The sequence below is a fragment of the Fibrella rubiginis genome (genome assembly GCF_017353185.1).
In the GTDB taxonomy this organism is placed as follows: Bacteria; Bacteroidota; Bacteroidia; order Cytophagales; family Spirosomataceae; genus Fibrella; species Fibrella rubiginis.
This window is the reverse complement of the sequence record NZ_JAFMYV010000010.1, coordinates 244,588-257,187: the sequence shown is the minus strand read 5'-3', so window position 1 is coordinate 257,187 and position 12,600 is coordinate 244,588. Positions and strand designations below refer to the sequence as shown.

Below are 12,600 nucleotides of genomic sequence, written 5' to 3'. Positions count from 1 at the left end.
TACCGTTTTATGCTTCGCCTGTTTTCGCTGCTGACCTGCTTTTTGTGGACACTCCTGTTTTCCTGCCAACAAGCTGACGTAACGGTCACTGACCCTGGTACGGATTATGCCCCGCTGGAAACGGGCCGGTTTATCATTTATGACGTCACCGAACAACGTTATTCTCTCACGGCCCCGCCCGCCACGACTACCTATCAGCTAAAGGAAACAATCGGTAGCCCATATACCGACGTCACAGGGCAACCCGCCTACCGGCTACAGCGGTACCGGCGGGCCAACGCACAGGCAGCGTGGCAGACCGACTCGCTCTGGACGGCGCGAAGCAATACACAGGCGGCCATCCGTACCGAAAACGGAGCCGATTTCGTTAAGCTCATATTCCCCCTAACAGAGCGTGCCGAGTGGAATGGCAATGCTTATAACCAGTTTCAGAAAGACATCTACACGCTGCGTCAGGTACGCAAACCCTACACGGTAGGCACGCAAACGTTTGCTGAAACAGCCACAGTGGTGCAGCACAGCGATTCGAATCTGGTAGCGCAGGATAAACGGCTGGAAGTCTATGCCAAACAGATAGGTATGATCTACCGCGAAGTGGTTCAACTTCAGTTCTGCTCGTCGGGCACGTGCGTAGGCAAGGGGCAAATTGATTTCGGTGTGCGGCGGTATGTGCGACTAGCAAGCTATGGCAAAGAATAACTGGCTCATTATCTGCCTTTTACTAATAGGCGTCTGGTCCGCAGAATCAGCATGGGCGCAACGGCCGGGTTTGTATTTACTGCGCTTTCGCGATAAAACGGGCACACCCTTTCGTACCGATCAGCCAGAACGGTTCCTGTCGGCGCGGGCTATCAGTCGGCGGCAGCGGCAGGGTATTGCCATCACAGAACGCGACTTACCGGTGAATCCCGCCTACGTACGGGGGCTGCAACAGGCCGGCGCCAACGTGGTCTACACCTCGCGGTGGCTCAACGCGGCCCTTGTCGAGGTGGCCACTACTAGGCTGGCTCCGTTACTGGCGCTGCCCTATGTTGCTGGCCTGGAGACCAACCGGGTGCTTAACAACGTCCGCATTGGTGCAGAAGCCGGGACGCAGCAGACCACAAGCAAGTTTGGCCAGACCGATGCGATACCGGCCTACGGACCGGCAGCGGCGCAGCTTACGGCGCTGGGCGTCGACCAGATGCACGCACAGGGGTTTCGGGGCGAAGGCATGCTGGTGGCGATTCTGGATGCAGGTTTCCTGAAAGCCGACAAAGTACCTTTTCTGCAATCGCTGTTTACCGACAAACGGATCATCAGCACCTATGATTTTGCCGACCGCGAAGCCGATGTGTACGATGACGACAGCCACGGGCTAAACGTGCTGTCGATCATGGCTGCCGACGTACCCAATCAACTTTACGGCCCGGCTTACAAGGCCTCATATGTGCTGCTGCGCACGGAAGTGGCGGCCAGCGAAAACCCCGTTGAAGAGGCTTACTGGCTGCTGGGAGCCGAATATGCCGACAGCACCGGTGCCGACGTCATTAACTCATCCCTGGGCTACACCACGTTCGACAATCCCGCCGACAACCACACCGTCGCCGATCTGACAGGAACCAAAACCCTGGTCAGCCGGGCGGCAACCTGGGCAGCAGAAACGGGCATGGTGGTGGTCAATTCGGCAGGAAACGAAGGCGGCAGCATCTGGAATTATATAGCTGCTCCCGCCGATTCGCCAGCCATTCTAAGCATCGGTGCTATTGATCAGGCTGGGGCGCTGGCCCGGTTTAGTTCTATTGGCCCTACCGCCGACGGCCGCATCAAACCCGACCTGGTTGCCCTTGGGGTAAGCACGGTATTGGGCGTACCCAATGGCGCCATTACCCGCGGCAATGGTACTTCCTTTTCGTCGCCGCTGGTGGCGGGGCTGGCCACAGGCTTCTGGCAGGCGTTTCCACGCCTTACGGCCAGTCAGGTGCGCGACCTCCTGCGGCAGTCGGGTTCGCAGGCCGACCGGCCCGATAATCAGTTTGGCTATGGAATACCATCGTTCACTAAAGCGGCCCAGATTATGACCGGGCAACTGGCCTTTTCGGTCTATCCAAACCCGTTTACCAGTGCGGACCGGCTACAGATTCAGTGGCAGGAAGTCTCCAACAATACACCCGTAGACATCCGCCTGACTGATTTAAGCGGACGCGTGCTGACACAACAGCGATTTGGCCCCGGGCAAAGCCTCTCGCTGTCATCGCACCCCCTCAACCTGCAGGCGGGACTGTATTTGCTGACCCTATCGGCGGGCAACCAGCAACGAACCATTCGCGTATTGAAACAATAGTGCCGTAAGTTTGCGGGCGGTTTTGGTGGCCTATTCACTCACCGTGTTTCGCCGTTTTCATGCAGCAATCTCCTCCCCTCGTACATAGCCATTCACCCATCGAATCGCGTTTCCCACCCGTTATTTGGGCCTATCTGTGCATCGCGCTGGTCTTCGGTTTCCACCTGTTCGTTACGGTTATTCACCCCCCCGATGGTGGCTATTTCACGACCGATGAACAGTTTATCGCCGATTCGGGTGTGTTTATGCTCTACGGGGCTACCCCCCGCTGTCTCGACTGGCCCGGCATTCCAATGGTGGTGGTCTTTTACCTGCTTGGGCTTGGGCAATCAGCGCTCAACATCATCAGTGCGGCGGGCCACGGCGGACTGTCGGCGGTGGGCGTTTTTGGCATCATCGACCAAACGGCCAACGCCTACCTGCTCGACCGGATACCCCTGATCCGGGCGGGGCGTCTGGTGCAGCTGGTGCTGGTGGCGTGGCTGCTGGTCAACACCATCCGTACGATCTATCGCGCTGATTCACTGCGTCTTCCACCCGTATTGCGCTTACCACTGGCCATTATCCTTTGCCTGCAATACGACTGTCTGGTCTGGCCACCCGCCATCCGGCCCGAGGGGTTGGCCTACGCCTTGTTTACCTGTCTGGCTGTGCAACTGCTATTTGGTAGCCAGACACAGCGAGGCTGGCGAACGATCCTGCTGATCCTGACGGCCCTGTTGCTTAGTCAGCGGCTGCTGTTTGTGTTTACCATGCCGTTTATTCTGGGTTCGATGCTGGTACGAACAGGCCTGAACTGGCGTCAGGCTACGCGCATTGTGGTTGGGCTACTGGCCTGTTTACTGCTGACCATGCCGTTTTTGGTAACCGACACGCTGGTACTGCTGAAATCATTTTTCGGCGGGTTACTCATGAAAGTAAACGGCGGTGCGCAGGCGTCTTTTTTCAACTGGGACTATGTGCATACGATGGTGCTCCCCGCTCCCACCGCCTGGCTACCCCTGCTGACGTTGCTGGGCGGGGCGGCGTTCTGGAGGTTCTACCCCAACCGCATCATTGCGGCATTGCTAACGGGTAACCTGCTGTTGCTAACTATTTCCATTTTTCATTCATCGGTCATTTACATCACGCACACCCTGCCCCTGCGTACGCTGAGCGTGCTGCTGCTGGCCTACGGTGCCTACGGCCTCTACCGCTGGCTGGGCAGCCGGGCATGGGTGCTGTATGGCGCTACTGGCCTGATTGCACTTAGCAATCTGGCCGAGAGTGTGTTACTGGAAAAAGAGCTGTTACAGCCTTCCAACCTCATGCACGCCACCTCCTATGCCAACGCCCTGCCCGCCAATGCCCGCGTGCTGATCGACGCTACTTTCGACAATACCCTGGCCCGCAGCCGGAAAACGGCCCTGCGCGAACTTCAGGCCTTACAGGACCCAACGCTCACCCAGCAAAAATTTGCCCGGCAGTTTGGCAGTCAGACTAGTCTGAACGTACCTGTTTCCATGCAAACGACCCTGCTGGAAGACGACCGGCTAACCATGCTACAACGGCAGGTGCAGGCGCAGCAAACCCCGCCTAACCGCTTCCCCGATTTCTTCCTAATGGCCGACGTGAGCGGGTTCACCAACTACTTCATCGACAAAAAACAGGCCCTTGCTGATTTTAAAACAGGTCAGTATGATTACCTGGTTACCGAGTTGCCACTACCCTACGACCGGTTGAAAACGTTCGACGAACCATCACATTCAAAAACGTATTACGTCTACAAAAAGCCCCTTCAACCGGCCTTGCCATGACGTCTTTTCCCTACCAAAATGTTACGCTGGAGCTAGTTCAGGGCGATATTACCAAACTCGACGTAGATGCCATCGTGAATGCCGCCAACAGCAGTTTACTGGGCGGCGGGGGCGTTGACGGCGCTATCCACCGGGCGGCAGGTCCCGAACTACTGCAAGAATGCAGACTACTGCAGGGCTGCAAAACCGGCGACGCCAAGATGACCAAAGGCTACCGGCTACCCGCCCGGCATGTGATCCATGCGGTGGGTCCAGTCTGGCATGGGGGTCAGCAGAACGAACCTGCCTTGCTGGCTAGCTGCTACCAGCGGTCACTTACCCTGGTAACGGAGGCGAGCCTGACGAGCATTGCTTTCCCAAACATTAGTACGGGTATTTATGGCTACCCAAAAGACAAAGCCTGCCAGACTGCCGTAGCCGCCGTAACAGGCTTTGTGGGTGGAGATTCTGCGCTGAAACGAATTGTCTTTGCCTGCTTCGATTCCGAAAATTTTGCGCTCTATGAACGGGCCTTGTCGCTACTGCGCTGACATGCCCCCGTCGACGGTATACTGACCGCCGGTAATAAACGAGGCATCGTCTGATGCCAGAAACAGGGCTATGTTGGCCACGTCGGCCTCTTTAGCGTATCGTTTCAGCGGAATGGCGGCGGCAAACTGCTTCTGAGCGGCAGCTGACTGGCCCGGTGCAAACCCCTCTTCCAGTGACCGCATCATCCGATTGTCTACCGGCGAGGGATGTATCGTGTTCACCCGGATGTTGTGGGCGGCTCCTTCCAGCGCGGCAACTTTCATCAGCCCCACCACGCCGTGCTTGCTGGTCACGTAGGCCGACACATTGGGTGTACCACTCAACCCCGCCACCGACGAGGTGATGACAATGCTGCCGCCGCCGTTTTTCTCCATTACCGGCATCACGTATTTCAGTCCAAACCAAACGCCCATCACGTTGACGTCGAGAACTTTACGGAATAGCTCTTCGGGGTATTCAGTTAGGGGCATCACCTTGCCTTCAATACCCGCATTGTTGAAGAACACGTCGATGCCACCCAGTTTTTCCTGTGCTGCCTTCACGTAGGCGTCAACCTCGGTGGCCTGCGTAACGTCAGCTTTACAATAGGCGATGTTTCCGCCCAACTGGTCGGCAGCTTGTTTCAGTTTGGCTTCGTCGAGATCCACTAGCATAACACTAGCTCCTTCATCCAGAAACAGGCGGGCAGTAGCCATACCAATACCCCCTGAGCCGCCCGTGATCACGGCGCGTTTTCCCTGTAAGCGATTCATAGCGATTGTTTTTGGTCAATTACGCTGTAAACAAAAACGCCACCCGTTGGGCAGCGTTCTGACTTGTTTATTCGGCGGTTGTGTTGTCGGGCGCGTTACTCTTTGTGCGCTTCCGGGCGGTAGTGGTCGTCGCTTCAGATACCGGCGCCCCTTGCTGAGCTTTGTAGTTTCGGTTGGCCAGCTTTTCGTTTGGCGTGTGTTCTACAGTGATTCCACCCGACGGTATCTGGCCCGGTGACTGATTTTTATAGCTACTCAGCCGGTTAGCGGGGGCGTAGGGCGGGCGTACCTCCAGGCCGCTGCTGCCTTCCCAACTACGGGCCGTAGCCGCTTTGTTTGCCTGCTTGTAGTTGCGCGTAGAATAGGTTGGATCGTTTCGAAGCTTAACCGTTTCGTCTCCTACGGCACTTTGGGCATTTGCCGCCAAACTAACGGCAAACAGGGTAATGCCCGCCAGTAAGTTCAGTATCTGTTTCATAGCGTTTTGTCCATTCAGTACTCCCAGAACGCTAAAACGAACATAAGGATTACTGGCCCGTCTGGCGGGTCTTTCGTACCATTCGGCCAACGGATTCTGAATCAGACAATGCTTCGGCCTGATCCAGATTTAACCATCGAATCTCCTTCACCTCGCTGTTTTCGCCAATAATAATTTTTTCATCAGATTTTAATCTGAAGCGTATGTCGTAGTGCAGATGCGCTCCCACCTCACCCCTGGCTGGAATCGAATGCACGTCGACGTCGAAAATAGCGGGGCTGACAAGTTCAAGATCGGGCAGTCCGGTTTCTTCCTGTGCTTCGCGCAGCGCCACGGCCGCCACGTCGGGATCACCATCGGCATGACCACCCGGCTGAAACCAGCGGTCCAGCTTTCGGTGGTGAATGAGCACTACCCGTTGCTCGTTGGGCGAGCCGCTGGGCGAGGTAATCCAGGCCGACCCAGTTACATGCCCTTCGGCAAGCGACCGCTCAAAACAGGTGGGGTTGGCCTCGACAAAAGCAATGGTTTGTGCCGTCATAGCCGCCTCATTGGCGTCGGCTGGGGTGTGGTTTCGGAGGAGGGTAAGCAGGGATTGTCGGTGCATGGGGATTCTGTCTTCTAAACCCATAAGGTTTTGGAAACCTTACAGGTTTGGTCCAATTTCGCACCGAAACAATCTAGTAAACCATTTTTGTACCATGAAAAAAATAATGCTTTCGGCCGTTGGGCTGGTGCTGGTTGCGCAACTCGCTACGGCTCAGGTGAAACTGCCTTCGCCCAGCCCCAGTGCTACGGTCATGCAAACCATCGGCGTAACTGACGTAACCGTAAAATATTCACGTCCCAGTCTGAAAGGCCGCACGCCTTTCACGGGTGATTTTGTGCCTTATGGTAAAGTATGGCGTACGGGTGCCAACGGCGCCACCGCTTTTACAACGTCGACGGATATGATGGTGAACGGAAAGGCGCTGGCCGCCGGTACCTACGCCATTATGTCGATGCCCGCTGCTGATAAGTGGACGCTGATTTTCAGCAAAAACAACACGGTGACTGAACAGAGCTACAAACCCGAAGACGACGTACTGCGCGTAGACCTGACGCCCGCCAAGACCGCCGATAAAGCCGAAACGTTCACCATCGGCATCAACAACGTGACCGACAGCACTGCCACCATGGACATCATGTGGGCCGATGTGAAAGCGTCTGCTAACCTAGCCGTAAATACCAGCGCCATCACCATGGCCAATGTCGACAAAGCCGTGATGGAAAAGCCCGACGACGCCAATACGCTGATGGCCGCCGCCAGCTACAACTTCTCGAAAGGCCGTAACATGGAGCAGTCATTGTCGTATGTCGACAAGGCGATTGCGACGAAAGAGACCTTCCGTAACCTCTGGCTGAAGGCGCAGATTCTGGGTAAGATGGGCAAAACGGCCGAAGCGCTGCCCCTGGCACAGAAAGCCCTGACCATTGGCGAAACTTCTGGCGACGCCGCGTTCCCCTTCTTCAAAGATGCCATTGCCAAAGGCGTTGCCGACATGCAGGCCAAAATGCCCGTTGCTACCCCTTCTATGAAAGGCAAAGGCAAGAAGAAGGCGTAAAAAAGGGTTCAAGGTTTAACGTTTAACGTCCAAAGTTGCTCCGCGCTCTGTGTGATGTGCGGAGCAACTTTGGACGTTAAACGTTAAACCTTGAACCTTTTTTTACGAAACCCCTCCCCCATTCCAGACGGGTTTGCTGGGCGGCAGCATGGCGAGGGCACCATCGGCATCTTCGGCCATCAGGATCATGCCCTGCGATTCGTGGCCCATCATCTTGCGGGGGGCGAGGTTGGCCAGGAACGTAACCTGCTTGCCAATCAGCTCTTCGGGGGTGAAGTGTTTGGCAATGCCGCTCAAAATCTGCCGACCACCCAGGCCATCATCTACGCGGAGTTTCAGCAGCTTGTCGCTTTTTGGCACGCGCTCAGCTTCGGTGATGGTGCCGATGCGGATATCGAGCTTGGCAAAATCGTCGTAGGTAATCGTGTCTTTGATGGGGGCCACGGTCTTTAGCGCGGCTTCTTCCAGGGCTTCGGGCGTACCGTTGGTGGTTTCAGCAGCGGCGGCAGGTGCGCCCATATTTTCAGCATTATTCATCTCTTTGGTTTTGTTCAGTTTGTCAATTTGAATCTGAATAAAGTCATCGTCCAGCTTGGCGAAAAGCAGGGTAGCGGGGGCCAGTTGATGGCCTTCTACCAGCAGGTCAGTGCGGCCCGCGTTGGTCCAGTCCAGCTTGGTGGTCAGGCCGAGTTGGTCGTGGAGTTTCTGGGCGGTGAAGGGCAGAAATGGCTCACACAGGATGGCCAGATTCGCCGCTACCTGTAAGGCGTGATTCAGGATCGTATGCGCCCGCTGCGGGTTGGTCTTCACCACTTTCCACGGCTCGGTTTCGGCAAAATACTTGTTGCCCAGCCGGGCCACGTCCATCAACAAGGTCAGCGCTTCGCGGAAACGGTATTGCTCAATGGCCTGCCCGATACGATCGGGATACTGCGCCAGTTCGTCTTTTAAGGCTTGATCGAGCGCTAGTTGCGTCTCGTCATCAGGTGTGCACGTACCCGGCACCAGGCCGTCGTTGAACTTCTCGGTTAGCACCACAGCGCGGTTCACGAAGTTACCGAAGATGCCCACCAGTTCGGAGTTGTTGCGCGTCTGGAAATCTTTCCACGTAAACTCCGAATCCTTCGTTTCGGGCGCATTGGCCGTGAGCACATACCGCAGTACGTCTTCTTTGCCGGGCAACTCCTCCAGGTATTCATGCAACCAAACGGCCCAGTTGCGCGACGTGCTGATCTTGTCGCCTTCGAGGTTCATAAACTCATTAGCGGGTACGTTGTCGGCCAGGATTAAACTACCCTCGGCCATGAGCATAGCGGGGAAGATGATGCAGTGAAACACGATGTTGTCCTTGCCGATGAAATGCACCAGTTTGGTCTTGTCGTCTTTCCAATACAGCTCCCAGTCGCGACCCTGTTGCTCAGCCCACTCTTTTGTCATCGAGATGTAGCCAATGGGCGCGTCGAACCAGACGTAGAGCACCTTCCCCTCGGCGTCGGGCAGAGGTACGCTGATGCCCCAGTCGAGGTCACGGGTCATGGCGCGGGGACGCAGCCCTTCTTTCAACCACGACTGACACTGCCCAAACACGTTGGTTTTCCACTCGGTATGGCTATTCACATAGGCCTCAATCTGCGGTTGCAGCTTATCGAGCGGCAAATTCCAGTTTTTGGTCTGCCGCTTCACGGGCTGAGACCCCGACAAGGTCGAATGCGGCTGAATTAACTCGTTGGGGCTGAGGGCCGTACCACAGCGTTCACACTGATCGCCGTAGGCATTGGGGTTGGCGCAGACGGGACATGTACCTACGATGTAGCGGTCAGCCAGAAACTGATTGGCCACCTCGTCAAAATACTGCTCGGTCACTTCCTCATCGAAATAGCCTTTGTCATACAGCGTGGTAAAAAATTGCTGCGAAGTCTCGTGATGCACCTTGTTCGACGTCCGCGAGTAGATATCGAACGAGATACCAAACTGCTCAAACGAGTCCTTTATCTGCGTATAATACTTGTCGACGACCTGTTGCGGCGTGATACCCTCCTTTTTGGCTTTGATAGTGATGGGTACGCCGTGTTCGTCGGTGCCGGAGATAAAAGCCACATCGCGGCCCGTACCCTGGAGGTAGCGCACGTAAATATCGGCAGGGAGGTAACAGCCGGCTAAGTGACCAATATGAATAGGACCGTTGGCGTAGATAAGCGCCGCCGTAACGGTGTAGCGTTGTGGATTTTCGAGCATGGGGGTGAAGTTTAAAGTTCAATGTCTAACGTATAATGTTGCTTCGCATTCAGCCGGGTAGTGCGCGAAGCAACTTTGGACGTTAGACACTAGACTTTGAACTGTATGTTCTCCGCAAAATTAGCCATTCAGGGGCGATTGTTGTTAAGTTTACGACCAACGACAGAGCTATGGAACCCAACACCCCCGATACCAGCAACTTCTTAGACTGGGTTGAGATCAAAAATTTCAAGTCCATCAAAGACCTCCGCCTCGACTGCAAGCGGGTCAACATCTTCATCGGCAAACCCAACGTTGGTAAGTCCAATATTCTGGAGGCGCTAGGTATGTTGGGAGCGCAGATTAACTACAATCCATCAAAGTTATTCGAAGGATATATTCGGTATAGTAAATTGAAAAATTTATTTTATGACTCAGATATAAACAACAAAATAGAAATCAAAACTGATGGTACAGATATTAAATTATCAGTTGAAGAAAATGACTATTCAGAGATTTACAGATATGATCTGAAAATCGAACAATTTCCTTCATCTTCTCAGGAAGCGCCAACAATAAACATTACGTACAATGTGGGAGAGGATGGAAAAAAGATAAAACCTAAAAAGCCTAATTCAATAATAAAATCAATAAGAAAGTATGATTTTAAAGACTTACTTGTCTTTAATAATCAAAATAGCACCTCACTATTGGCGCCACATGGAAGTAATTTATTTGTAATATTACTAAAAAATACTACACTATGGAATGAATTTTCAAGATTATTTTCTGAGCAAGGATTAGAATTTGTATTGTCTATGGCTGAACAAACGTTTGTCCTCCAAAAAAAAGTGAAAGGGCAAATTTATTTATATCCATACTTTTCAATAGCTGATACCTTTCGGCGATTTATATTCTATATAACGGCAATTGAGTCGAATGCAAACTCAGTTATTGTTTTCGAGGAACCAGAGGTTCATTCGTTCCCGCCTTATACGCAGGACGTAGCCTATCGGATGATTTACAGTGAGACTAATCAGTTCTTTGTTTCTACGCACAGCCCCTATTTGTTGCAAACATTGGTCGAAAGCTTAGGGGATGATCAGCTTTCCGTGTTCGTTACTTATTATGAGAATTACGAAACGAAGGTAAAATCCCTGACAACTGAGGAATTGAGTTTTGTGCAGGAATACAGCACCGACGTGTTTTTCAATTTAGATCGTTTTATTCCAACATCCAATGCTGCAAGTGTATCCTGAATGCTACGCTGACACGGCATTGATTCAATTTCTTATTACCAATCCGCTCGATGTTGTTCATATCTACGGTATACCAAACGTGGCGAAAGAATTGAAAGAAGCGAATGACTTTAACAAGCCAGGTCGATTTATTGGTGTTGTCGATAAAGACAAACGTACCCCACCTTATTTATTGACGTTTGATACTGTTCATGAAACGAATAAAGTCTGTTTCAAGCGCAAGAATAGTCTGCCACATTATTTGATCGTTATTGATAAAGCCATCGAGTCGTTTTTATTGTGGAATGCTGCACAGGTTTCTATAAATATAATCGACTACGGTTTTCCTGACGAAGTAAAGACGCTTGGTAAGGTGTTAAAAACATCTGCCATTGGTTCAAATCCCGATTACCTCCGCCTGCTTGCTGATTTACACGCTAAACAAGCTCCTGGTATCCTCACGCTTGAACGCCTATTGAATGACCTCATCACTACCTAATACAACCCTCGTGACCGGGGCAACGGGGCTGATCGGCTCGCACGTGGTGCGCTACCTGCTGGCGCTGGGAAAGTCGGTGTCGGCGTTGTACCGGTCGGAAAACGGGCCTGGTTTGCTGGCCGACGTGGCCGATCAACTGACCTGGCACGAGGGTGATTTGCTCGACATTCCGTCGCTGGAAGACGCCATTAACCCCGGTTGCGATATCATTCATTGCGCCGCTATTGTATCGTTTGTGCCGAAAGATCGAGCGCGGATGGAGCAAGTCAATGTAGAGGGCACGGCCAACCTCGTTAACGTGTGTTTGCAGGCAGGTGTACGCAAGCTGGCCTACCTCAGCTCAGTGGCTGCGCTGGGTCGGCCCGACAGTAAACACGTTGACGGCAAAGGCGTTACGGTACTCACCGAAGACCAAAAATGGGAAGAATCGCCCCTGAACTCGGCTTATGCCAAGACCAAATACCGGGCCGAACTGGAGGTATGGCGGGGCAGTGCCGAAGGTCTGCCGGTGGTTATGGTGAACCCCACGGTGGTACTTGGTGAGGGCGACTGGACCCGTAGCAGCACCCAACTGATTAAATATGCCTACGACGAAAAGCCATTTTACACCGAAGGCGACATTAATTATGTCGATGTGCTCGACGTGGCCGAAGCTATTGTGAAGTTACTGCATAGCGAGATTGTCAATGAGCGCTTCATCCTGAACGCGGGCACCCTCCCCTATCATGACTTTCTGACCCAACTGGCGCAGGCATTGGGCAAGCGGCCACCTACCATTCGGGTTCCGCCGGGACTGGCGAGTGTATTGGCCCGCGTTGAGTCCGTACGGTCGTGGCTGACGGGCACTACCCCACTGATTACCCTGGAGACCGCCCGTGGTGCCAGCCACCACTACAGCTACCCCGGCGACCGCATTACGCAGGTAATTGATTTTCAGTACCGTGCGCTAAACGAGACATTGCAGCGGGTGGCGATGAGCCTAGGGGTGAAAGCAGAGAGGTGAGAGATAAGAAACAAGAGGCCAGCTATGATACTAGCAAGCAATCTTGTTTCTCACCTCTTGTTTCTTGTCTCTAACCCCTATGCTCCTTCAAAAACAATTTGAACCCCCTTGCTTGGGATTGCGTTTTTCTGTGTATATTTCATAACAACATCGGATAAATCG

The 12,600-nt window shown here is 53.4% G+C and carries 12 protein-coding genes; 8 read left to right on the top strand and 4 right to left on the bottom strand.

The features are described from left to right. The first annotated feature begins 9 nt into the window (after nucleotides 1-9). From J2I47_RS19390 to J2I47_RS19375, 4 genes are read left to right on the top strand one after another with little or no spacing between them, the layout of a single operon-like run. Nucleotides 10-699, top strand: coding sequence for a hypothetical protein (locus J2I47_RS19390; protein WP_207366251.1), 690 nt, complete (start codon nucleotides 10-12; stop codon nucleotides 697-699). Next, nucleotides 686-2,323, top strand: a complete 1,638-nt coding sequence (locus J2I47_RS19385; protein WP_207366250.1) for a S8 family serine peptidase — start codon at nucleotides 686-688, stop codon at nucleotides 2,321-2,323. Before J2I47_RS19390 ends, J2I47_RS19385 begins: the two co-directional genes overlap by 14 nt. A 59-nt stretch (nucleotides 2,324-2,382) precedes the next feature. After that, nucleotides 2,383-4,119: a hypothetical protein gene (locus J2I47_RS19380; protein ID WP_207366249.1), complete on the top strand. Its 1,737-nt coding sequence runs from the start codon at nucleotides 2,383-2,385 to the stop codon at nucleotides 4,117-4,119. Further along, complete coding sequence (locus J2I47_RS19375; protein ID WP_207366248.1) at nucleotides 4,116-4,649, top strand: O-acetyl-ADP-ribose deacetylase; 534 nt, start codon at nucleotides 4,116-4,118, stop codon at nucleotides 4,647-4,649. Before J2I47_RS19380 ends, J2I47_RS19375 begins: the two co-directional genes overlap by 4 nt. On the opposite strand, the gene J2I47_RS19370 is transcribed toward J2I47_RS19375, so the two are convergent. The 3 genes from J2I47_RS19370 to J2I47_RS19360 all read right to left on the bottom strand — a co-directional run bounded on the left by J2I47_RS19370 (nucleotide 4,638) and on the right by J2I47_RS19360 (nucleotide 6,487). Next, the gene (locus J2I47_RS19370; protein ID WP_207366247.1) at nucleotides 4,638-5,402 is read right to left on the bottom strand and encodes an SDR family NAD(P)-dependent oxidoreductase; all 765 of its coding nucleotides are present in this window, start codon (nucleotides 5,400-5,402) and stop codon (nucleotides 4,638-4,640) included. The two genes, J2I47_RS19375 and J2I47_RS19370, sit on opposite strands and share 12 nt — an antisense overlap. Before the next feature lie 67 nt (nucleotides 5,403-5,469). Next, nucleotides 5,470-5,880 (bottom strand): hypothetical protein, encoded by a 411-nt coding sequence (locus J2I47_RS19365; protein ID WP_207366246.1) that lies wholly within the window; start codon nucleotides 5,878-5,880, stop codon nucleotides 5,470-5,472. Nucleotides 5,881-5,929: 49 nt separating this feature from the next. Continuing rightward, a complete protein-coding gene (locus tag J2I47_RS19360; protein WP_207366245.1) occupies nucleotides 5,930-6,487 on the bottom strand; it encodes an NUDIX hydrolase in 558 nt (185 codons plus the stop codon). Nucleotides 6,488-6,581: 94 nt separating this feature from the next. Here J2I47_RS19360 and J2I47_RS19355 point away from each other — a divergent pair, with 94 nt between their 5' ends. Beyond that, the gene (locus J2I47_RS19355; RefSeq protein WP_207366244.1) at nucleotides 6,582-7,484 is read left to right on the top strand and encodes a DUF2911 domain-containing protein; all 903 of its coding nucleotides are present in this window, start codon (nucleotides 6,582-6,584) and stop codon (nucleotides 7,482-7,484) included. Between the two features lie 102 nt (nucleotides 7,485-7,586). On the opposite strand, the gene metG is transcribed toward J2I47_RS19355, so the two are convergent. Next, nucleotides 7,587-9,719, bottom strand: a complete 2,133-nt coding sequence (metG, locus tag J2I47_RS19350) for a methionine--tRNA ligase (RefSeq protein WP_207366243.1) — start codon at nucleotides 9,717-9,719, stop codon at nucleotides 7,587-7,589. A gap of 170 nt (nucleotides 9,720-9,889) precedes the next feature. Here metG and J2I47_RS19345 point away from each other — a divergent pair, with 170 nt between their 5' ends. Genes J2I47_RS19345 through J2I47_RS19335 form a run of 3 tightly spaced genes read left to right on the top strand, consistent with a single transcriptional unit; the run spans nucleotide 9,890 to nucleotide 12,438 of the window. Next, nucleotides 9,890-10,957 carry an AAA family ATPase gene (locus tag J2I47_RS19345; RefSeq protein WP_207366242.1) on the top strand — a complete coding sequence of 356 codons (1,068 nt, stop codon included), beginning with the start codon at nucleotides 9,890-9,892 and terminating at the stop codon, nucleotides 10,955-10,957. After that, nucleotides 10,938-11,435, top strand: coding sequence for a hypothetical protein (locus J2I47_RS19340; protein ID WP_207366241.1), 498 nt, complete (start codon nucleotides 10,938-10,940; stop codon nucleotides 11,433-11,435). The genes J2I47_RS19345 and J2I47_RS19340 overlap by 20 nt, the downstream gene beginning before the upstream one ends. Next, nucleotides 11,416-12,438, top strand: coding sequence for an NAD-dependent epimerase/dehydratase family protein (locus tag J2I47_RS19335; RefSeq protein WP_207366240.1), 1,023 nt, complete (start codon nucleotides 11,416-11,418; stop codon nucleotides 12,436-12,438). Before J2I47_RS19340 ends, J2I47_RS19335 begins: the two co-directional genes overlap by 20 nt. The last annotated feature ends 162 nt before the right edge of the window (nucleotides 12,439-12,600 follow it).

Coding starts and splice junctions, on each gene's coding strand:
- J2I47_RS19370 (WP_207366247.1), bottom strand. CDS start 5,402: ATGAATCGCTTACAGGGAAAACGCGCCGTGATCACGGGCGGCTCAGGG.
- J2I47_RS19360 (WP_207366245.1), bottom strand. CDS start 6,487: ATGCACCGACAATCCCTGCTTACCCTCCTCCGAAACCACACCCCAGCC.
- J2I47_RS19390 (WP_207366251.1), top strand. CDS start 10: ATGCTTCGCCTGTTTTCGCTGCTGACCTGCTTTTTGTGGACACTCCTG.
- J2I47_RS19345 (WP_207366242.1), top strand. CDS start 9,890: ATGGAACCCAACACCCCCGATACCAGCAACTTCTTAGACTGGGTTGAG.
- J2I47_RS19380 (WP_207366249.1), top strand. CDS start 2,383: ATGCAGCAATCTCCTCCCCTCGTACATAGCCATTCACCCATCGAATCG.
- J2I47_RS19375 (WP_207366248.1), top strand. CDS start 4,116: ATGACGTCTTTTCCCTACCAAAATGTTACGCTGGAGCTAGTTCAGGGC.
- metG (WP_207366243.1), bottom strand. CDS start 9,719: ATGCTCGAAAATCCACAACGCTACACCGTTACGGCGGCGCTTATCTAC.
- J2I47_RS19365 (WP_207366246.1), bottom strand. CDS start 5,880: ATGAAACAGATACTGAACTTACTGGCGGGCATTACCCTGTTTGCCGTT.
- J2I47_RS19385 (WP_207366250.1), top strand. CDS start 686: ATGGCAAAGAATAACTGGCTCATTATCTGCCTTTTACTAATAGGCGTC.
- J2I47_RS19340 (WP_207366241.1), top strand. CDS start 10,938: ATGCTGCAAGTGTATCCTGAATGCTACGCTGACACGGCATTGATTCAA.
- J2I47_RS19355 (WP_207366244.1), top strand. CDS start 6,582: ATGAAAAAAATAATGCTTTCGGCCGTTGGGCTGGTGCTGGTTGCGCAA.
- J2I47_RS19335 (WP_207366240.1), top strand. CDS start 11,416: ATGACCTCATCACTACCTAATACAACCCTCGTGACCGGGGCAACGGGG.